This is a genomic window from Mesorhizobium sp. M0018 (assembly GCF_040323955.1).
Lineage (GTDB): Bacteria > Pseudomonadota > Alphaproteobacteria > Rhizobiales > Rhizobiaceae > Mesorhizobium.
Genome location: NZ_JAMYVL010000010.1, coordinates 134,387 through 152,944, shown reverse-complemented (window position 1 = coordinate 152,944; position 18,558 = coordinate 134,387). Strand labels below are relative to the sequence as shown.

The 18,558-nt window shown below is 61.8% G+C and carries 23 protein-coding genes; 15 read left to right on the top strand and 8 right to left on the bottom strand.

Annotated features, from left to right (window positions below):
- Positions 1–189 precede the first annotated feature (189 nt).
- The 5 genes from NKJ81_RS16455 (at position 190) to NKJ81_RS16435 (ending at position 3,322) form a co-directional block, all read left to right on the top strand.
- Positions 190–375: a DUF1127 domain-containing protein gene (locus tag NKJ81_RS16455; protein ID WP_352541045.1), complete on the top strand. Its 186-nt coding sequence runs from the start codon at positions 190–192 to the stop codon at positions 373–375.
- A gap of 72 nt (positions 376–447) precedes the next feature.
- Positions 448–933, top strand: coding sequence for a VOC family protein (locus tag NKJ81_RS16450; protein WP_352541044.1), 486 nt, complete (start codon positions 448–450; stop codon positions 931–933).
- A gap of 34 nt (positions 934–967) precedes the next feature.
- Complete coding sequence (locus NKJ81_RS16445; protein ID WP_352541043.1) at positions 968–1,693, top strand: SDR family oxidoreductase; 726 nt, start codon at positions 968–970, stop codon at positions 1,691–1,693.
- A 234-nt stretch (positions 1,694–1,927) separates the two neighbouring features.
- Complete coding sequence (locus NKJ81_RS16440) at positions 1,928–2,362, top strand: FKBP-type peptidyl-prolyl cis-trans isomerase (protein ID WP_352541042.1); 435 nt, start codon at positions 1,928–1,930, stop codon at positions 2,360–2,362.
- 231 nt (positions 2,363–2,593) lie between these two features.
- Positions 2,594–3,322, top strand: a complete 729-nt coding sequence (locus NKJ81_RS16435; protein ID WP_352541102.1) for an HAD family acid phosphatase — start codon at positions 2,594–2,596, stop codon at positions 3,320–3,322.
- A gap of 49 nt (positions 3,323–3,371) precedes the next feature.
- Here the strand turns inward: NKJ81_RS16435 and NKJ81_RS16430 are convergent, their stop codons facing one another.
- A complete protein-coding gene (locus tag NKJ81_RS16430) occupies positions 3,372–4,352 on the bottom strand; it encodes a quinone oxidoreductase family protein (RefSeq protein WP_352541041.1) in 981 nt (326 codons plus the stop codon).
- A 98-nt stretch (positions 4,353–4,450) separates the two neighbouring features.
- On the opposite strand from NKJ81_RS16430, the gene NKJ81_RS16425 reads away from it, so the two are divergent.
- Positions 4,451–4,843 carry a winged helix-turn-helix transcriptional regulator gene (locus tag NKJ81_RS16425; RefSeq protein WP_352541040.1) on the top strand — a complete coding sequence of 131 codons (393 nt, stop codon included), beginning with the start codon at positions 4,451–4,453 and terminating at the stop codon, positions 4,841–4,843.
- A 74-nt stretch (positions 4,844–4,917) separates the two neighbouring features.
- Here NKJ81_RS16425 and NKJ81_RS16420 read toward each other — a convergent pair whose 3' ends face one another.
- A complete protein-coding gene (locus NKJ81_RS16420) occupies positions 4,918–5,523 on the bottom strand; it encodes an NADPH-dependent FMN reductase (protein WP_352469781.1) in 606 nt (201 codons plus the stop codon).
- A gap of 90 nt (positions 5,524–5,613) precedes the next feature.
- Between NKJ81_RS16420 and NKJ81_RS16415 the strand changes: the two genes are divergently transcribed.
- Positions 5,614–5,982 carry a winged helix-turn-helix transcriptional regulator gene (locus tag NKJ81_RS16415; protein WP_023678378.1) on the top strand — a complete coding sequence of 123 codons (369 nt, stop codon included), beginning with the start codon at positions 5,614–5,616 and terminating at the stop codon, positions 5,980–5,982.
- A gap of 50 nt (positions 5,983–6,032) precedes the next feature.
- Here the strand turns inward: NKJ81_RS16415 and NKJ81_RS16410 are convergent, their stop codons facing one another.
- From NKJ81_RS16410 to NKJ81_RS16395, 4 genes are all read right to left on the bottom strand, one after another.
- Positions 6,033–6,353 (bottom strand): hypothetical protein, encoded by a 321-nt coding sequence (locus NKJ81_RS16410; protein ID WP_352541039.1) that lies wholly within the window; start codon positions 6,351–6,353, stop codon positions 6,033–6,035.
- 143 nt (positions 6,354–6,496) lie between these two features.
- On the bottom strand, positions 6,497–6,892 hold the full coding sequence (locus NKJ81_RS16405) for an acyl-CoA thioesterase (protein WP_023678380.1): 396 nt from the start codon (positions 6,890–6,892) through the stop codon (positions 6,497–6,499).
- A 138-nt stretch (positions 6,893–7,030) separates the two neighbouring features.
- Complete coding sequence (locus tag NKJ81_RS16400) at positions 7,031–7,693, bottom strand: hypothetical protein (RefSeq protein WP_352541038.1); 663 nt, start codon at positions 7,691–7,693, stop codon at positions 7,031–7,033.
- Positions 7,694–7,819: 126 nt separating this feature from the next.
- Positions 7,820–8,773, bottom strand: coding sequence for a LysR family transcriptional regulator (locus NKJ81_RS16395; protein ID WP_352541037.1), 954 nt, complete (start codon positions 8,771–8,773; stop codon positions 7,820–7,822).
- A 106-nt stretch (positions 8,774–8,879) separates the two neighbouring features.
- Here NKJ81_RS16395 and NKJ81_RS16390 point away from each other — a divergent pair, with 106 nt between their 5' ends.
- The 5 genes from NKJ81_RS16390 to NKJ81_RS16370 all read left to right on the top strand — a co-directional run bounded on the left by NKJ81_RS16390 (position 8,880) and on the right by NKJ81_RS16370 (position 13,982).
- A complete protein-coding gene (locus NKJ81_RS16390) occupies positions 8,880–9,671 on the top strand; it encodes an alpha/beta fold hydrolase (RefSeq protein ID WP_352541036.1) in 792 nt (263 codons plus the stop codon).
- 115 nt (positions 9,672–9,786) lie between these two features.
- Complete coding sequence (locus NKJ81_RS16385) at positions 9,787–10,371, top strand: GNAT family N-acetyltransferase (protein ID WP_352541035.1); 585 nt, start codon at positions 9,787–9,789, stop codon at positions 10,369–10,371.
- A gap of 80 nt (positions 10,372–10,451) precedes the next feature.
- Positions 10,452–11,009 (top strand): hypothetical protein, encoded by a 558-nt coding sequence (locus tag NKJ81_RS16380; RefSeq protein ID WP_352541034.1) that lies wholly within the window; start codon positions 10,452–10,454, stop codon positions 11,007–11,009.
- A 148-nt stretch (positions 11,010–11,157) separates the two neighbouring features.
- Entirely contained in the window at positions 11,158–12,774 is a 1,617-nt protein-coding gene (locus tag NKJ81_RS16375; protein WP_352541033.1) for a GMC family oxidoreductase, read from the top strand.
- Entirely contained in the window at positions 12,771–13,982 is a 1,212-nt protein-coding gene (locus NKJ81_RS16370; RefSeq protein ID WP_352541032.1) for a mandelate racemase/muconate lactonizing enzyme family protein, read from the top strand. Before NKJ81_RS16375 ends, NKJ81_RS16370 begins: the two co-directional genes overlap by 4 nt.
- A 101-nt stretch (positions 13,983–14,083) precedes the next feature.
- Here NKJ81_RS16370 and NKJ81_RS16365 read toward each other — a convergent pair whose 3' ends face one another.
- Together NKJ81_RS16365 and NKJ81_RS16360 are read right to left on the bottom strand one after the other, a co-directional pair.
- Positions 14,084–14,506 carry a GNAT family acetyltransferase gene (locus tag NKJ81_RS16365; RefSeq protein ID WP_352469774.1) on the bottom strand — a complete coding sequence of 141 codons (423 nt, stop codon included), beginning with the start codon at positions 14,504–14,506 and terminating at the stop codon, positions 14,084–14,086.
- Between the two features lie 128 nt (positions 14,507–14,634).
- Positions 14,635–15,573, bottom strand: coding sequence for a diacylglycerol/lipid kinase family protein (locus tag NKJ81_RS16360; RefSeq protein ID WP_352469773.1), 939 nt, complete (start codon positions 15,571–15,573; stop codon positions 14,635–14,637).
- A gap of 737 nt (positions 15,574–16,310) precedes the next feature.
- On the opposite strand from NKJ81_RS16360, the gene NKJ81_RS16355 reads away from it, so the two are divergent.
- The 3 genes from NKJ81_RS16355 to NKJ81_RS16345 all read left to right on the top strand — a co-directional run bounded on the left by NKJ81_RS16355 (position 16,311) and on the right by NKJ81_RS16345 (position 18,558).
- The gene (locus NKJ81_RS16355) at positions 16,311–16,745 is read left to right on the top strand and encodes a DUF4383 domain-containing protein (RefSeq protein ID WP_352541031.1); all 435 of its coding nucleotides are present in this window, start codon (positions 16,311–16,313) and stop codon (positions 16,743–16,745) included.
- Positions 16,746–16,751: 6 nt separating this feature from the next.
- Positions 16,752–17,882, top strand: a complete 1,131-nt coding sequence (locus tag NKJ81_RS16350) for a hypothetical protein (protein ID WP_352541030.1) — start codon at positions 16,752–16,754, stop codon at positions 17,880–17,882.
- Between the two features lie 160 nt (positions 17,883–18,042).
- On the top strand, positions 18,043–18,558 hold the full coding sequence (locus NKJ81_RS16345; RefSeq protein WP_352541029.1) for a hypothetical protein: 516 nt from the start codon (positions 18,043–18,045) through the stop codon (positions 18,556–18,558).

Here is an 18,558-nt window from a genome sequence, read left to right as displayed (position 1 = left end):
TGTGAGCAATGCTCACACATTGTCGCCGATAAGTCGTTTGTCGTCCAGGCCGGAACACTGCATGTTTGCTCGCGTAGTCAGTCATTCACCGCCGCTTCAAAAGGCGATTTGATGTGACTGATACTCTCGCTGACAAAAGTCGCGGGGCAACTGCTGAAACCAAAACTGCCGCCACTCTGGGAGAGCACCATGAACGCCAAACGAGTTGAAGCCATCGTCGACGTCCTGACCGGCATGGCCGGCCGCATCCTCGCCTCGAGCAGCCGGCGCCGGACCGGGCGGCAGATTGCACGCTTCTCTACCCGCCGGCTCGAAGACCTCGGATTTGCCCGCGACTGGGACGGCTCGGTCTATCGGCCGTCGGACCACCGCTAGCCTGAACGAAAGCAACAGCGGACAGGCTCTTCGCAAAAGATCGCTGTCGCAAGGAATTAATGGAGAACGGACATGGCCACCATCCACCCATTCCTCTGGTTCAACACCGACGCGGAGCAAGCCCGCGATTTCTATCTCTCGGTCTTCAAGAACAGCAAAGCGCTCCAGACCATCGAATACACCGACTGGGTGTCCGGAACCAACAAGACGGTCCCGCATGCCACCTTCGATTTCGAGCTCGAAGGACTGCACCTTACAGCGCTCAACGCCGGGCCGCAGCCGCCTTTCAACGAGCGGCTCTCGCTCTACATCGAGACCAGGGACCAAGCCGAGACCGACTACTACTATGAGGCGCTCACCGCCGGCGGCGGCAGGGCACAACCCTGCGGCTGGCTCACCGACAGATACGGCGTCTACTGGCAGGTCATCCCGGAAATCCTGCCGCGGCTCGGTGCCGATCCGGACCGCGAAAAGGCCAACCGCGTCCGGCAGGCGATGTACGGGATGCGCAAGATCATCATCGCCGACGTCGAAGCCGCCTATGCCGGCAAGGCCTGACCCTCACCGCAATCGCAACGAACGGAGAACCCTCATGACATCGCTCGTGGACAGGAAAGTCATCGTCGTCGGCGGTAGTTCCGGCATCGGTCTCGGCGTCGCGGAAGCTGCTCTCAACGGCGGAGCGAAGGTCGTGATCGTCGGACGCTCGCCCGAGAAACTGCTGGCTGCCGAACGGACGCTCAATGCGGGCCGCGTGACCAGCGTGGTCGCCGACATGACCGACGAAGCGGACGTCGCTCGCCTGTTCAACGAGGTCGGTCCCTTCGATCACCTCGTATCGACCGCCGGAACACTGCCGCCCGGCGATCCCATCGGCAGTACCGACATGGAGGCTGTGCGAGGCTTCGTCGATAACAAGCTGATTGGCGCCGTCATGCTCTCCAAGCATGCTGTGCGCACCCTGAAAGCCGGCGGCTCGATGACCTTCACCTCGGGAATAAATAAGGATCGGCCGCCGGTGCCGGGAGGCTCGGTCGTCTCCGCGATTGCCGGTTCATTCAGCTACTTCGCCCGCGCCCTGGCGCTCGAACTGGCCCCGACGCGCGTCAATGTCGTGTCGCCCGGATGGGTCGACACACCGATGTGGGACATTGTTGGAGAAGCCAAATCCAGCTTCTTTGCCGACATGGCTGCCCGGTTGCCATCGAGAAAAATTCCGACCGCTGCGGATGTCGCCGCCGCCTACCTCTACCTCATGGAAAGCGACTTCACGACCGGCGAGACGATCCGCATCGATGGCGGCCATAACCTGATCTAGCCGCCATTTGCACGCCGCCTGAATGGGTTGAGCCGGCATGACCGCTAGACCGGTGCACTGCTGCCGAAGGCGACGAACGCCGGCGGGTCATGCCGGCGTCGCTCAATCGGGGTTTACATCGGCAGCCAGGTCCCTAGTTTTAGCGTTTCGCGCCGCGCACCTAAGTGCGTGGATGATCGAGGACGGGACCGTGAGCTTTGGCCGGCCCCTCGAAACTTTCAAAGGATGGCTATCATGACACAGGCCAAGAATGGCGACACCGTGCGCATCAATTACAATGGCCGCCTGGCAGACGGCACTCAGTTCGATTCTTCCGGCAACGAACCGCTGCAATTCACGTTGGGTGAAGGACAAGTGATCGCCGGTCTCGAAACCCATGTCGAGGGTATGGAGGGGGGCGCGAAAAGCACCGTCACCATTCCCGCCGACGCCGCCTATGGCCCCCACCGCCCCGAAGCGGTCATGACCGTCGATCGCGCCCGCGTACCAGACAATATCAATGTCGATATCGGCGCTCGACTGCAGGTCAGAACCCCGGAAGGGCGCCCGATGCCGGTAACAGTCGTCGGCGTGGACGACACCAGCGTCAAGCTCGACGGCAATCATCCGTTGGCCGGACGCGATCTCGTGTTCGACGTTGAACTGGTCGAGATCGTTCAGGCGGCGTAGGGCACGGCAAAGCGCGTAACGGCCATGATTTTCGGGTGACGCATTTCGACCGGCGGTTCCGGCGGTGCGTCACCTGTTTGGAGGCAAAGACCGCGACGGCAGAAATCGTGTAGCGTGCAGCAACCCATAGAGACATTCGGCATCTGGAATGTCCAATTCAGCGTCGCGGTCTCGAGGACCTGTGGAAGACCTCGCTTGACAGCCGAGTTCTCGTGACAGCAAAGTCCCGTGATGCGGGCGATTGGCTGGAATAGAATTGCGCGTGTCGGGGCAATCGTGCTGATGATTGGCACAAATGTTCCTGCGCCGGCACGTTCCGACTCGCTCCTTCTCACAAGCCCGTCCCAGCCGGCCAATGTCGGCGATGCGATGCTGGCGGCTGCCAATTATCATGATTCCGGCGACTATGATCGCGACCTTGCCGCTGTGGCGAAGCAGGCAGGCGACTGGGTCGTCAAGCGCGCAATGGAGGTGCCTCGCCCCGCGCTGGTGCTCGATATCGACGAGACGGCTTTGGCCAACTGGGAAGTGATCACACGTGACAATTTCGGCCGCCCGATCGGCGGCGCCTGCGACATTGCAATCGACGGTCCCTGTGGCTGGGCCGCCTGGGATCAGCTTGCGAAGGATCCGGCCATCGACCCGGTGCTGGAGGTTTTCCGGCAGGCACGAACGGCGAAAGTCGCGGTGTTCTTCATCACCGGACGTCCGGAGGACCAGCGTCAGGCAACCGAACAAAACCTGCAGTCGGCCGGCTATGCCGGCTACGAGCACCTTTACATGGTCCAGCCTGGGGCCAAATACGGCTCCGCCGCAGATTTCAAGGCACCCATAAGGGCCGAAATCGAAAAGGCCGGCTACACAATAATTGCCAATGTCGGTGACCAGCCATCCGACCTGTTCGGTGGGCATGCTGAGAAGCTGTTCCAGCTGCCTAATCCGTTCTACCGGGTTCGCTGACGGCCGGAACGGCACAAGCCCGGATCCTCGGCTCCTTGCCGAGCACCTACTAAGGTATCAAGACAACTTTGCCGGTCGCGCCGCGCTCCTCCAGCAGGCGATGTGCGTGGCTGGCCTGGTCGAGCGGGAAGCGGCCACCTTTGGTCACCACAAGCTGACCACCAGCGGCCAGATCGAAAAGCTCCAAAAGGCCGTCACGGAGCCCGTCCGTAGACAGCAACGGCAGCAGGGCAAAACCCTTCAGCGACTGGTTGCGGCCGATCATCGCCTCCATCTCCGGGGCGCCGAGCGCGTATCTGCCGAGTGCTGCAAACACCAACTCTCCGCGAAGTGCCAGAGCCTCCAGCGCAACCGCCGTCAGCGGGCCGCCGACAATGTCGTAGATGATGTCGACGCCAGCGCCACCTGTCGCTGCCCGGACGTGCACCGGCCAATCCGTGTTGCTGTAGTCGACGGCAGCATCGGCTCCCAGCGACAAAGCAAGGTCGAGCTTGGCCTTGCTGCCGGCTGCCGCGATGACACGGCTTGCACCGGCGCGCTTGGCAAGCTGGACGAGCAACGAACCGACGCCGCCCGCGGCGGCGGCGACCAGCACCGATCTGCGGGCGGGCGGGCTTTGCCACGATAGATACAATGCCGTCAGTCCTTGCACCATCAATGCCGTCGCGTTTTCGAACGAGAGCGAATCCGGCAAGGGCACGGCCAGGCTTGCGTCGATCGTCACATACTCGGCATAGCCGCCAAACGGGCGGCTCGAGGCGAACAACGGCGCGGCGACGCGCGTGCCGAGCAAGGAAGCGTCCACCCCCTGCCCAAGCGCCTCCACGATCCCGGCGGCCTCGACGCCAGGGATCATCGGCAGTTGCGGCGTCACCGCATAGCGATCCGCGCGCATCAGCACTTCGAAGAAATTCACCCCGGCCGCATGAACGCGGACCAGGACCTCGCCGGCTTGCGGCTCAGGCTTCGGCACCGTGACTATGTCGAGAACGTCGGGCCCGCCGAAGCGGCTCAGTTGAATGGCTCTCATCGCATGCACCGATAGCTGTTGGCATCGGCCGCTGTTTGCCACTATCTGCCTGGCTTCGACTACACACCAATTTGTCCGCTGCTGACCGGGAGGTGACCATGGCCAAGCCGATCAAGAGACTGCCGCTGCTGCCGGCGGAGCGCGCGCTGAAAGTGATTTCGGGGCGCTGGAAGGCGGTCATCCTGTACCATCTCTTCGACGCGCCCCGGCGGCTGTCGGCGCTGCAGGCGCTGATGCCCGATATCACCCAGAAAGTGCTGATCCAGCAGCTTCGCGAAATGGAAGAGCACGGCCTCGTCCGCCGCGAGATCTTTGCCGAGATACCTTCGCGCGTCGAATATTCGGCGACGCGGCTCGGCCTCAGCCTCGAACCGATCCTGCTGGCACTTTGCCAGTGGGGCCAGCATCACGCCGACGAGCTGAATGAGATGGACCGCCTTGCCGATTGCATCATCAGACCACGGCAAGCGCAGGACGCCCATGCCGTGTAAACAAAAGGGGCGGCGCATGCGCCGCCCCAATGCTTGGGAGAATTAATCCTTGGGAGGACTGTTCGAACCTGTGCTCAGGCCGCCTTGACTTCCTCGGCGACGGCATCGGCCTGACGCGCCGTCTTCAGCACCCTGGCCCACCATGCAATGTCGTTGACCAGCGCGGTTGCCGCCTGGTTGAGGTGCTCGAACTCATCGAGCTTCTTGTCGCCTTGCTTGACCGCAAGGAAATCGGCCCAGGAGATGTGTACGGCGGACTTCACCGGCGCCATCTGCAACTCGACCGCATGCAGCCTCAGCTGCTCGACCGCGCGCGCGCCACCGACGCTGCCATAGCCGACGAAGCCGGCCGGCTTCTTGTTCCACTCGTTGGCGGCGTAGTCGATGGCGTTCTTCAGCACGGCCGTCGGGCCATGATTGTATTCGGCGGCGGTGAAGATGAAGCCGTCGAATCCGGCGACCTTCTTTTGCCAGCGCTGCGCCACTTCGTTCTGCGACGGCGCCCAGGCGGAGGATGCGACCTCATCGAAGAACGGCAGCGGGAAATCGCGCAGGTCGACGACTTCGACGTCGATGTCGGCGTGCGACTTGGCGATCTTGGCAATCCATTCGGCCGGGACGTCGGCAAAGCGCGCGGCGCGGGTCGAACCAATGACGATGGCAATTTTGGGTTTTGACATAGAGGGGCTCTCCTTACAGGAATACTGGTATCGTTTAGATACCTGAGCTATATGAGTAACTGGCCGCTCAATGTGCAAGGAGGCACTTTTTTGTTACCAAGGCACCCGCACCGCACCGAGGACTGCCGCGCCATCTCGGAAATCCTGCAGCGCGTCGGCGACAAATGGACGGTGCTCGTGGTCGGCAAGCTTGGCAACGGGCCGCTGCGTTTCAACGAGTTGCGCAGCGCGGTCGGCGGGATTTCGCAAAAGATGCTGACCACGACCTTGCGCGGGCTCGAGCGCGACGGCTTCGTTACACGCACCGTGTTCCCGACCATCCCGCCGCGGGTCGACTACGAATTGACCGATCTTGGCTACGAACTGCTGGTGCCGGTCGATGCGCTCGGCGAATGGGCACGCAAGAACACCGAGCGCGTCAAGGCGGCGCGCGAGAAGTTCGACGCCATGCACAGCTGAACCCTTGTGCTGCAAAGGTTTGAACCTGCCCGGGAGCCTCCGGATGAGCGCTACTGCTGTAACTGCATCTTGGTCTTCGGCAGCTTCTCGATCCGGTTCCATTTCGGGTTGGGACTGACCACCCTGCCGCCAATCGTGCAGGTCGTGGTCGTCTCCTTGCGGCAATTGCTCACCGTCGTGCCGCTGGTGTCGCATTTCGTCGCCGAGCAGATCTCGCACTTGGCCGCCTGCCCGTTGATGGTGCGGTTTTCCGACGTGCAGGTGGCGCCTGGATCGCCTTTTTTGACCTCGGCAAAAGCGCTTGCGGACGACAGGCAGAGCAAGGCTGCAAAGGCACCCGCCAGGGCAGCGTTCAGCATGTGTTGACGCATTGTCTTTCCTCCCAATATCCCGTCGGTCGCGCTGCAGGCGCGCATGCGGGAACCCGTTAGCCAAAGACCACGCGGGATCGCTGTCCGCATCCCCCGCGCGGGAGAGACGGCTGTTTAAATCCGTCTTCTGGAATCAGGCCGGGTCAGCCTTCGGCCGGAACCGCCTTCGGCTTGCCTTCGCCGTCCAGCGCCACCATGACGAAGTCGGCATGGGTGACCTTCTCCATCAGGTCGGAGAGATAGCGCTGCGCCCAGGCCTCGACCTTGAGCGTCATCGAGGTGCGGCCGACGCGTTCGACATGCGTATAGATGCACAGCGTGTCACCGATCTTCATCGGCTTGGCGAAGGACATTTCCTTCACCGCCGCCGTCACCACGCGGCCCTTGGCGCGCTCGGCGGCGCGGATGCCGCAGGCGAGATCCATCTGCGCCATCACCCAGCCGCCAAAAATGTCGCCTGCCGCATTGGCGTCGGAAGGCATGGCCAGCGTCCTGAGCGTCAGATCGCCGATCGGCCGCCCGTCCGCGTAATGCACCATGCTGAAAAAACCTTTGCGATCGATTGTCCCGATCCGTATCGGCGGGACGATGATACGTCAACGCGCTCTCCGCACCTGGGTTGCCGGTATGGTGCGCGGCGCACGTACTAACGATAGAGTGCGTAATCGATGGACTTCTCACTTGCTTCTAGGGCGATACACCCCGCCATCACGTGCGAAAGGCTCTATATCTCGACAATCAGGAGGGGCTTTAACGGCGGCCATCCTTGCCAACAGGTACGGGACTCGAAACTCATCCATATTATTTTTTTGCATTTTCTCCACAGCGTTCGAACTGACAGAGTAATCGGGGCAAGTGATGAACGCTTGGAGATATCCACCCCATGCCACCGCCGCTGCATAGATTTTGTACTGTGAACTGCCACGCGGCGCCGCATTGAGTAGACTTAGCATCTCGTCGCGGGGATTCGGGGTTCCAATATCTAAATCTAGAATTTCATAGCTGAGGTCATCGCACTCTGTTCCGGGTACCCCGCCGCCTTTGGCGCTCCAAGTGGTTTGTGCGTCGGAGTAGTGCTTTTGTACCAGTGCGAGGTCTGAAGGACTAAGGCTCCAAGTCAGCTTCTTATAGTAATTTTCGAATGCCTTCATGTCTATCAGCGGAACCAAGTCGCACTTGTCGTCAAATTCTTTGTGTTGCGTCAGCGCGTTCATCATGCGGCCGAGTATATCGGCGCGAGCCAATGAATCTTGGCTGGCCACGTTCTGATAGACCTCTTCCGCCAAAACGGTCGACGACGCGAGAGAAGCGAGAAGCGGCAACAAAAAGATCAGGCGCATTTTGAGACTCTCCACGTGAGCGTCGCCGATTTTGTCAGATGGAGCAGACCCTAACGAAGGACTGAGATAACAACAATGTAGGAATTACGGTTCTACCTACCGATAGACTGAACGGCCTCGAAGAATTCACTCGATGCCGAGCCCTTGCTTTGCGTGCCGGACAGGTGTCCGACGTTCGAGCGCTCGGCGCAACGTCGGCGCCTCTTGCTCGATATGATCCCACAGACGGTTCGAGATCGGCCCGTGCGGCCGGTCGCGGCGGCGCGCCACCACCAACTCCTCGGTGCGGCCTGGCAGATGACGGCCGGCAACGGATTGCAGGCGTCCGTCGCGCAGCTCATCCTCGATCAGGAACCGGGGCATGTGGCCCCACGCGAGGCCCTGCAGGATGATTTCCTTCTTCATCCCCTGGTCGGCCACCATGCATTGCGGCGCACCCTCGATCATGAAGTAGTCTTGTTGGGGTGAATGGCGGGCCGTGTCGCGCATGACACATTGGGTGAACGCGTGCATCTGATCCGGCGTGATGGGGTGCTTGATCCGCTCCGGTAGAAAGCCCGACGCCACTACTGGGACGAAGGGCACCTTGCACAGATCGATCCATTCCACCCGCGGATCGGTCTTGTCGATCCAGTGCAGGATCAAATCGGCTTCGTCATCGAAGAGGCGCTCCCACGGGCCGCCCACCGCCTCGAAGTGCAGATGCAGGCGTGTGCCCGGACACTGGGCGAAGAACCGTCCGAGCATGCCCAATGCCTGCGGACGCGGGCAAAGGTCGCCGATCACCACATGGATCTCGCTTTCTTCGCCCATTGACAGCTGAGCAGCATGAAGCCGCAAGCCCTCGAGCTCGCGCAGCAGCGATTGTGCCCTGCGATGGAACGACAGCCCTGCCTCGGTGGGGCGCACGCGATAGCCGCTGCGATCCAGGAGAACGAGGTCGAGTTGCCGCTCCAGCTTTGCAACGGCTGCGAACACAGCCGGGTGCGAGCGATGCAGCATGGCCGCCGCAGGCTGAAAGCCGCCGCAGCGGACCACGGCATCGAAGCATTGCAGGTCGTGCAGGGTGAATTCGGCCATGTCAGCTTCTATTACAGAGATGGTCCCATCTTTGTAATATCATCAAAAGCGCGCCGCAGCTAGGCTTTGCCACATTCAACGCTCCAAGAAGGAAGGTGTATTCACCATGAATGAGCTGGATTTCGTGACTGTCGGCGATGGCACACGCATCGCCTACCGCATCGACGGCGACGCCGGGAACCCCGTGCTGATGCTGTCGAATTCCATCGCCACCACGCTGCGGATGTGGGACATGCAGGTCGGCGAGCTGTCGAAGCATTTCCGTGTTCTGCGCTATGATTTTCGCGGCCACGGAGGGTCGAACGTTCCGGCCGGCGCTTATTCGCTCGACCGGCTTGGCCGCGACGTGATCGAGTTGCTCGACACCCTGGGCACTGAACGCGTACACTTCCTCGGTCTGTCGTTGGGCGGCTTCGTCGGGCAGTGGCTCGGCATCCACGCGCCCGAGCGGATCGAGCGATTGATCCTGAGCAACACCTCATCCTACCTCGGACCGGCAAAGCAGTTTGACAAGCGGATTGCCGCCGTGCTGCAGGCGCCGGACATGGCGGAAACCGCCGAGATGTTCCTGGGCAACTGGTTTCCTGCGCGTATGCTGGCGGCCAACGAGCCCGTCATCGAAGAATTTCGCGCCATGCTGCTGGCTATCGACCGGCAAGGCTTGGCTGGCTTGTTCGCGGCGGTTCGCGATGCGGACCTTCGCCGAACCGTAGCGCTGATTTCCCGGCCAACGCTGGTGATCGCCGGCCGGCACGACACTGTCACAGCCGCCAGCCATAGCGAGCTGATCGCGGCGACGGTGCCCGGCGCGAAACTGGTTGTCCTGCCCGCGGTTCACTTGTCGAACGTCGAGTACCCCGCCGAGTTCATGGAGGCCGTGCTTGGCTTTCTGCGCTGAGCTGGAGCACGACGGGGATGCTGAGTGAACCCCGTTTCGAACATCACCCGCATGGACCGCAACCTATGATGCACTAACGCGTAGCTCAGGCTAGACTGGGCAAGGTAGGTAGCTGATGGCGGCTGACATGGAACTTGGCTTTCGCCCATTAACGTCCGATCTATGGCCCGCACTCGAGAACCTGTTCGGTGACAGCGCCGTCTGCAGTCGCTGTTGGTGTATGTACGGACGGATCGGTCGTTCTTACCGAAAGAGACCCGGCGAGGAAAACAAGGCCGCGTTCCGGCAAGCCGTCCAGCATGGTCCGCCTCCGGGTTTGCTCGCTTTCGACGGCGATACGGCTGTCGGCTGGTGCCGGGTGACGCCGCGAGATGCCCTGCCCTGGCTCGATCGGCTATGGCAGCTCAAGCGCGTGGATGACAAGCCGGTCTGGTCCCTGTCCTGCCTCTACGTGCGAAAACGATACCGCAGGCGGGGCGTAACATTCCAGCTGATTGCGGAAGCACTGGAAGTCGCAAGGCGCGCAAATGCTCCGGCACTCGAAGCCTATCCTTTCGAGGCCGACGTATCGCCGAGTGCTTCCGGCAGCGGATATGCCTCCACCTTCGCGCGCGCCGGGTTCCGGGTCGTCGCTCGCAGAACGCCGGCCCGCCCGATCATGCGCTATGATTTCAAGCAGATTGCCGATCATCGCCTGTAATGCTTGGATCGCTTGTCGAGGAAGCTCAGGCACTTCGAAATGAAGCCGGATCGTTTTCAACTTTTGGTCAGAGGCACAACGTGGATTGGTTCACACGACGCAAGCCGTTCTCGGGCGCTGCGAAGTCAGCTTTCCCATTCAGCATGTTGACCACCATGGCAGAGGAGGAGCTGACGCCCTTTGTCGACGACACTTACCGAACGACGTCCCGACATCTCATTTCTGATGGAGCGGTCATCTATATTCCTTATCGGTTACATTTTCTGCCAAGCGTGCGAGAGCATCACCTTGGCTTTTCATTTCCGTCGCATTGCCTGCTGACACGATCGACAGATGGCTTTTTGCGGCAGAAATCAGCCAAGGTGATCCTGTCGCTGAACGAAAGTTGGAGCATCGCCTTCGTCGTTCTGCTGTTGGGCGAATATGTCGTCGAAATCGCCGAAGACATCTACGCCGCAGTACCTGATCTGGACGCTTCAGCCTATGCCAGTTTTGTCCGACAGAACCGAGACGTAATGCGTGCAATGCGCAGCAAGGCCACAAGCTATTGGAATGCCTATTACAGGCGTGCTTATCCCAACCGGAAATCCTATCCAGCCATTGCTGTCCTCAATCAACTCGATGCGTGGGCAAGTTAGGTCTTCATCAATCTTCTTGGCGCTGAAAGTCGAAATTCAAACGAAGTTGCCAGTCGCTTTTTTCACATCGGATGCCGGAAGACCCGGCGACGCCGCGCCGCGCTCAAGTCTAGGCTAGAGCTGAATTCCGGAGCCAGCCGCAGCCACAATGCAGACCTATGATTTCATCATCGTTGGCTCCGGTTCGGCCGGCTCGGTCCTGGCCGAGAGACTGTCGGCTTCCGGCCGCTTCTCGGTGCTGGTGCTGGAAGCCGGCGGCAGCGACCGCCGCTTCTACGTGCAGATGCCGCTCGGATACGGCAAGACCTTCTTCGACCCGGCGGTCAACTGGAACTACAAGGCCGAGCCGGACCCCGGCCTCGCCGGCAATGTCGACCACTGGCCGCGCGGCAAGCTGCTCGGCGGCTCGAGTTCGATCAACGCCATGGTCTGGATCAGGGGCGCGCGTGAGGATTTCGACGCTTGGGCAGCGGCCGGCAATCCCGGCTGGGGCTTCGACGACCTGCTGCCTGCGTTCAAGGCGCTGGAGGATAACCAGGCCGGCGCCGACCAATGGCGCGGCGTCGGCGGGCCGCTGCATGTCACCGACTGCTCGACCTCCGTCCATCCGCTCACCAAGCGCTATCTCGCCGCCGCCAACCAGGCCGGCCTGCCGCTCAACCCGGATTTCAACGGCGCCTCGCAGGAAGGCGTCGGCGTCTACCAGATCACCACCAGGAACGGCCGCCGCATGTCGGCGGCGCGCGCCTTCCTGCGCCCGGCGACGAAGCGCAAAAACGTCCGCGTCGAGATCAACGCCCTAGCGACAAAGATCCTGTTCGAGGGCAAACGCGCCGTCGGCATCGAATATCTCCAGAATGGCGCGACGAAAACCGCCCGCGCCGGCCGCGAGATCATCCTGTCGGGCGGCTCGGTCAATTCGCCCCAATTGCTACAGCTTTCCGGTGTCGGCCCGTCGGCGCTTCTTGGTGCGCTCGGCATTCCCGTCGTTCACGCCAACGAGAATGTCGGGGCAAACCTGCAGGACCATGTCGGCATCAACTACACGTTCAAGGGCAGGCTGCCGACGCTCAACCAGATCCTGCGCCCGTGGTGGGGCAAGCTGCTGGTCGGCATGCAATACGTGTTTTTGCGCTCAGGCCCGCTGTCGCTGTCGATGAACAATGCCGGCGGCTTCTTTCGCACCGATCCGGCCACGGCACGGCCCAACATGCAGCTCTATTTCCAGGCGTTTTCAACCGTCATTCCGAAGAGCGGCGAACGCCCGATCCTGACGCCCGATCCATGGCCGGGCTTTTCCATCGGGCTGTCCAATTGCCGTCCGTCGAGCCGCGGCGAAATCATGATCCGTTCCGCCAATCCGCGCGATTATCCCAAAATCGTCGCCAATGCCTTTTCGACCGAGGCGGACGTCGCTGAAATGCTGGCGGCGGTGAAATTCGTCAGGAAGATCGCCTCGATGCCGGCGATGGCCGAGATCATCGAGGAAGAGGTTTTGCCCGGTCCCTCGATCACCTCCGACGCGGATCTCATTCAGGATTTCAGGAAGCGCTCGGGCACCGTCTATCACCCGGTCTCGACCTGCCGCATGGGGCCGGACGCGGCGCACGCCGTCGTCGATCCGCGCCTCAAGGTACACGGCATCCAGGCGTTGCGCGTCATCGACGCCTCGATCTTTCCGGACAACATAACCGGCAACACCAACGCCGCCGCGATCATGACCGGATGGAAGGGCGCCGAACTGGTTCTGGAGGATCAAAAATGAAAATCACCGACGTCAAGACCTGGGTGGTCGGCAATCCGCCGCCCGGCATCGGCGGCAAGTATTTCATCTTCGTCAAGCTCACCACCGATGGCGGCGTCGTCGGCTATGGCGAGGCCTACAACGCCACCTTCTCGGCCCATGTCACGGCGAAAATGGTCGAGGACATGGCCGAGCGTTATCTGATCGGCCGCGACCCGCACGATATCGAGACCTTCTTCCGCCGCGCCTATTCGTCCGGCTTCACCCAGAGGCCCGACGTGTCGGGCATGGGCTGTTTCTCGGCGCTGGAAATCGCCTGCTGGGACATTATCGGCAAGGAGGCCGGCAAGCCGGTCTACAAGCTGCTTGGCGGCCAGGTACACGAAACGCTGCGTTCCTATACCTACCTCTACCCGCACAGCGGCAGCGTCCATTCGGAGGACGCCCGCGGCAAGAACGTCTACAATGATCCTGACCTGGCCGCCGCCTGCGCGCTCGAATATGTCGAGCAGGGTTTTAACGCGGTCAAGCTCGACCCAGCCGGCCCCTACACCGCCTTCGACGGCCACCAGCCGCGCCTCGTCGACATCGACCTCTCCGCCCGTATGGTCAAGGCGATCCGCGAGGCGGTCGGCACCAGGGCCGACATCCTGTTCGGCACGCACGGCCAGTTCACCGCATCGGGTGCGCTGCGCCTCGCCCGCGCCATCGAGCCCTATGATCCGCTGTGGTTCGAGGAGCCAGTGCCGCCCGACATGCCCGAGGTCATGGCTCAAGTGGCGCGCGGCACTTCGATCCCCATCGCGACAGGGGAAAGACTGACCACCAAGTTCGAATTTGCCCGCGTCATCGAGAACCGTGCGGCGACCATTCTTCAGCCCGACCTCGGCCGCTCCGGCGGCATTCTCGAAACCAAGAAGATCGCCGCCATGGCCGAAGCCTACCACATCCAGGTCGCGCCGCACTGCTATTGCGGGCCGATCGTCGGCGCCGCCAACATCCAGCTCGCGGTAACGCTGCCCAACTTCCTCATTCTGGAATCGCTGAAGCAGTGGAACGGCTTCCACGAAAAGCTGCTGAAGAAGAAAATCGAATGGCAGGACGGCAACGTCATCCCGTCGAAGGAGCCGGGCCTCGGCGTCGAGCTCGACGAAGCCGTCTGCGAGGCGCATCCCTGGACCGGCAAGGACCTGCATTTGCAGATGATGCAGACGCCGCTGATACCGTGAGCGCGCGTCAGAGCTATGCCTTCGTCGGTCTTGGCCATCTCGGCGGCCAGCTCGCCGCCAACCTGATCCACAACGGCTTTGCCGTCACCGTCCGTGCCAGCTCAGGCCTTGGAGAGCAGTTTGCTCATGCTCACGCGCTGCTCGACCTCATACCCGCACTTGCGGTAGAATCCGAGGCCCGCTGAGTTGGAAGCGACAACTTGGAGGTTGATCTTTACGCAGCCAAGGGCGGCGAGCCGTTTTTCGGCTTCGTGGATGAGGGCCTCGCCGATCCCCTTGTGGCGATGGGATTGCAGGACGGCGATCCGGGAAATCCAGCCCCGGTGGCCATCGTATCCAGCCATGATCGAACCGACGACCCGGCCAGATTCAAGCACAACCAAAAAGAGGTTCGGCTGATATCTCAGCTTCTCGGGGATCGAAATATGAGCCGCGTTCCAAGGGCTGTCATCGGGGAATGCGTCCCGCCAAAGCGTATCAACCCCGTCAAAATGACTGTCGGTGTATTCAATGGTCGAGAACATTCATGTCCGTTCCAACTGGCCCGACCGGGGTGTCTGACATCAGGCAGAATATCAGCAATTTCAAAGCGCTGAATGTATCTCCGGAATCAAAGCGGTAACGACCGGATTCAAAGTCTCAACACCTTGATTCAATATCTCAGCGTCAATGCGCCGGGCAGGATCTCGAAAGTCGCTGGTATGCGACCCGGCGATTCGCCGTCTACGTCGATCAGCGCGGCGTTCTTTTGCACATCGCCGAGCGGCTCGACAACCACTTTCTTGCCGCGCAGGATGGTGATCGCAGGATGGTTGCGGTGCCGCCCGCCATAGAGCAGGCGGATGTCCCAGATCAGCTTCAGCTTGCCGGCGGCGCGCAGGATGACGATGTCGAACTCGCCGTCGTTAAGCTCGGCGTCGGGCGCGATCATCATGCCGCCGCCGAAGAATTTGCCGTTGGCCACCGCCACCAATGCCATGCGCGCCTCAACCGGGGCACCGTCGTCGATGGTGATCGCAACCTCCTGGAACCGATAGCGGAGGAATTCCCAGACCGTGCGCCAGTAGAACAGTGCCTTGGCCGAAACCTTGCCCTTGCGCCTGTCGGCGTTGACGGCACGGTCGGTAGCGCCGGAAAGCCCGAGGCTGGCGATGTTGATGAAATGGCGGCTGGCCAGTGCGCCATGGTCGTCGACATAGCTGATGCAGCCGGCATCGACCTTGCGCGGCTTTGCCTCGGCAATCCGCTTCAGCGTCAGATCGACATTGTTCGACAGGCCGAGCCCGCGGGCAAAGTCGATGCCGGTGCCGCAAGGCAGCAGCCCGAGTTCGGCCGTCCGGCCGCTTTCCCGGAAAGCCTTCAGCAGCCCGTCGGCGACTTCGCTGGCGGTGCCGTCGCCGCCGGCCGCGATCACCAGCTCGAAGCCGATGGCGGCAAGGTCGAGCGCCAGCCGTTCGGCATCCCCCTCGGCCTGCGTTTCACGCAGCTCGAAATCACCGAAATGTCTTTTCAGCGAAGCCGCAACCTCGGGCCAATGCCGCTTGAGCCTGCCGCCGCCGGCGATCGGATTGAGAACCACCGCGACCTTCAAGCCTGCCTCCCCAAGGCCATCGAACACGCCTTCCAATCATTTGCCGGCATTGAAGCCCGCGCCGGCCTGCGGGGCAAGGGTCGATTACCCGACAATGCGGCTTCGGCATCGAGGCGGCAAATCCCGACCGGCGGCGGCAGAGATCGGAAAGTCGCTATTTTGGCAGGGTCAGTCCCCGATAATCCCGCTATCCACAGGCATGCGGCAGTTCCGCCAAACGCTTATCCGACGTACGTTAAAACCCATCTCAGGCGGCTACCGATCGCCACGCCGAAAGGCAAAGCGGAACGGCGGATTTCCTGAGGCCCGTACGGCCCTGAACGAGAACAGGCTTGCTTGTTGGAGGGATGGACGCCGAGACCTACGGGGCCGCGGAAAGCGTGCGAACGCCGACGGCGGACCGATGCTGCCATGAAGGACGGCAAAAACCTTCGATGGCGCGCTGGGCAAAGCTCGCAAGAGTGGAGACCGGCGTGGTCCGGAACGGACGCTGCCCTCGGGTGGCGACTGGCAGGACCGTCAAAATCAAGGCCGGCATGGCGCGACATCTTTCGGGAGTTGCTGCCGCGACCGTGTCCTGATCTGACAGGGAGGCGCTGGGAGAAATCCCGGCGCCGACTGTCTTTGTGGCCCCGCCTGACGATTTTGCCGGCGACGCTTCACGCTGCGCCAAAATCAGCTACTATCCATTTGTCGTCGGGGGCCGTTTAAAGGGGCTGACGGCAGGGGGACATTTCATGACGCTCATCCAGAAGCTTGCTGTTGCCTATGCTTTCCTGTTCTTCGGCGTTGTTGCCATCGGCTATGTGCCGGCTTTCAACGACGCCGGCGGCAATCTGTTCGGCCTGTTCTCGCTGCAATGGTACGACGATTTGCTGCACGCCTTCTCCGGCGTCTGGGCGCTGGCCGCCGCCTTCATCTCGCACCGCCAGGCGGTGTTCTATTTCAAGCTGTTCGGCTCGGTCTATCTGTTCGACGGCGTGCTCGGCCTGATCACCGGTTCCGGCTGCCTCGATGGCGGCATCTTCATCAACGGCTTCCGCTCCCTGAACGACATCGAATTCCCGGCCCGCTTCTTCGCCAACCTGCCGCACATCGTCATCGGCGGCTTCGCCGTCTACGTCGGGTTCTGGCTGTCGAAACGTGTGTACGACCATTTCGCCACGGCCTGACCGGCCATGTTCCTGTTCCGCTGGCTAAAGCGCATTATCAAGGCGATCCTCTGGCTCGTCGTCATTGTCGTGTTGATCCCGATCGCCGGGCTGGCCTACGGCTTTCTCACGACGCCGTCGCTGGACACAACGCCATTGCCGGGCGTCGCCGAGGGTGCCCCGCCAAAGGCGCTGGCCGACAAGGTCCGTGCGGAGATCCCCGGCTACCAGCGGCCGGAGGAATCGACCTTTCTTACCTATCCGGAATGGGCCATCGTCTACGCCGCCCGCGAATATGCCGGCTTCGTCGACAAGAACCAGCCGAGCGGTTTTCCCTATCTCTCCTATATCGGCCGCTTCTGGCAGGACTATGCGATGGTCATCCGCGCCAGCTCCACCTACAAGTTCAACCTCGACAACCACCAGATGCTGGTGGTCATCGGCACCAGCCACACGATCGAGCACGCCATCCAGTGGGCCTATGAAAATACGATCGGCCGCGTCACCGAAGCGACAGCCGGCAAGCGCACCGCCGTCGACATCTACCAGGCCAAGGTGGCGGCCGATTATGCCGGTTTTCTCGACCAGGTGCCGTGGTACCAGTTTCCCTATGCCGAAAAGCGTGCCGGCCTGTTTGCCGTCCAGCCGGCAGCGGACGACAGCGCCGTCCGCACCAGCGAACGCAAGCTCGCCTTCGGCCTCGCCGACACGATCAAGCAGGGCTATGCCGATCTGATCAAGTCGGCGCTCGCCGCCACCACCGATCCCGCCTTGCTCGATATTCATGTCTGGGCCAAGGGTCCGGTCGGCGAGGTGACGCGCAACGAACCCGACACCTTGCTGGAGCGCGATCTCGGCGCCGACGGCGCGATCTTCGTCACCAGACGCTATCAGGTGTTCACCGACATGATCCCGCGCCTGATCGGCAAGGGCGTCTCCTTCGTCGAGATCGGCGGCAATGACGAGATCATGGTCACCATGCTTTCCAATGACGAGATCAATGTTCCCGAAGGCGCACGCACCTTGTTCAGCTACCCGCTTCCGGCGGAACCTTCGACGCGCCGCACCGGCCTGACCGTCGCCGTGCGCAAGCTGCACATCGTTCTGCCGGCGCTGATGACGGCGGGCGCCAGGCTCGAGCATGTCTACGATTACTGAGGCCTTTCGGTCACAGCCGGCCTCGGCAGGACGTTGCGTGATGCTCCGTCACGCTCATTCCACAATCGCGGCCAAATCCCGCCTTGTTCCGCAACGATTGATGATGCCGTAGACACGTTGTCTTGCGCACATGTGCCAGGCAACTCGGAGGGACACGACCGTGATCAAGACCGCCCTTGTCGCCATGACCATCGTCGGCTGCGATTGCGACGCCAGGCTTTGCGAATATATCGGCGAGACGCCCGCCAAATGGTCGACCATCGCCGAATGCGAAGCGGCGATGAAAAGCCAGATGCTGCACGAGCGCAATTTCGACTATCCGCTGGTCTCCGGCATCTGCCGGACACAGAACTCGTCTTCGTCATCGCAGCTCGCTGCGACCGCTTCCGAGCCTGAATTGACGACGGCCAGTACGGCCGCGACAGACCCGCTGCCACCGGAACTGAGCCATCGGCCCAGTGCTGCGGTCGGAACGCAGGCCACGGCGACGGAAACGGAAGCCGTCCGGCCGGTCGCCTATGAAGCGGCGGTCGATGGCGGCCGCGCCGTGGTCTACCGCACGAAGGCCGGCTACGCCGTGGTCAAGACCGATCTCGGCCGCGCCGCATCGGCAACGATCGGCATCGCCAGGCGTTCGGCGAACTGGCTGGCGGCGAAGCTGCCTGACGGTTTGTAG

Bases quoted from the DNA above. Each gene is read 5' to 3' on its own strand.
- NKJ81_RS16420 (WP_352469781.1), bottom strand. From the start codon at position 5,523: ATGTCAAAACCCAAAATTGCCATCGTCATTGGTTCGACCCGCGCCGCG.
- NKJ81_RS16455 (WP_352541045.1), top strand. From the start codon at position 190: ATGAACGCCAAACGAGTTGAAGCCATCGTCGACGTCCTGACCGGCATG.
- NKJ81_RS16355 (WP_352541031.1), top strand. From the start codon at position 16,311: ATGACGCTCATCCAGAAGCTTGCTGTTGCCTATGCTTTCCTGTTCTTC.
- NKJ81_RS16400 (WP_352541038.1), bottom strand. From the start codon at position 7,693: ATGCGCCTGATCTTTTTGTTGCCGCTTCTCGCTTCTCTCGCGTCGTCG.
- NKJ81_RS16445 (WP_352541043.1), top strand. From the start codon at position 968: ATGACATCGCTCGTGGACAGGAAAGTCATCGTCGTCGGCGGTAGTTCC.
- NKJ81_RS16395 (WP_352541037.1), bottom strand. From the start codon at position 8,773: ATGGCCGAATTCACCCTGCACGACCTGCAATGCTTCGATGCCGTGGTC.
- NKJ81_RS16390 (WP_352541036.1), top strand. From the start codon at position 8,880: ATGAATGAGCTGGATTTCGTGACTGTCGGCGATGGCACACGCATCGCC.
- NKJ81_RS16410 (WP_352541039.1), bottom strand. From the start codon at position 6,353: ATGCGTCAACACATGCTGAACGCTGCCCTGGCGGGTGCCTTTGCAGCC.
- NKJ81_RS16370 (WP_352541032.1), top strand. From the start codon at position 12,771: ATGAAAATCACCGACGTCAAGACCTGGGTGGTCGGCAATCCGCCGCCC.
- NKJ81_RS16440 (WP_352541042.1), top strand. From the start codon at position 1,928: ATGACACAGGCCAAGAATGGCGACACCGTGCGCATCAATTACAATGGC.
- NKJ81_RS16405 (WP_023678380.1), bottom strand. From the start codon at position 6,892: ATGGTGCATTACGCGGACGGGCGGCCGATCGGCGATCTGACGCTCAGG.
- NKJ81_RS16435 (WP_352541102.1), top strand. From the start codon at position 2,594: ATGCGGGCGATTGGCTGGAATAGAATTGCGCGTGTCGGGGCAATCGTG.
- NKJ81_RS16385 (WP_352541035.1), top strand. From the start codon at position 9,787: ATGGCGGCTGACATGGAACTTGGCTTTCGCCCATTAACGTCCGATCTA.
- NKJ81_RS16430 (WP_352541041.1), bottom strand. From the start codon at position 4,352: ATGAGAGCCATTCAACTGAGCCGCTTCGGCGGGCCCGACGTTCTCGAC.
- NKJ81_RS16425 (WP_352541040.1), top strand. From the start codon at position 4,451: ATGGCCAAGCCGATCAAGAGACTGCCGCTGCTGCCGGCGGAGCGCGCG.
- NKJ81_RS16450 (WP_352541044.1), top strand. From the start codon at position 448: ATGGCCACCATCCACCCATTCCTCTGGTTCAACACCGACGCGGAGCAA.
- NKJ81_RS16350 (WP_352541030.1), top strand. From the start codon at position 16,752: ATGTTCCTGTTCCGCTGGCTAAAGCGCATTATCAAGGCGATCCTCTGG.
- NKJ81_RS16375 (WP_352541033.1), top strand. From the start codon at position 11,158: ATGCAGACCTATGATTTCATCATCGTTGGCTCCGGTTCGGCCGGCTCG.
- NKJ81_RS16365 (WP_352469774.1), bottom strand. From the start codon at position 14,506: ATGTTCTCGACCATTGAATACACCGACAGTCATTTTGACGGGGTTGAT.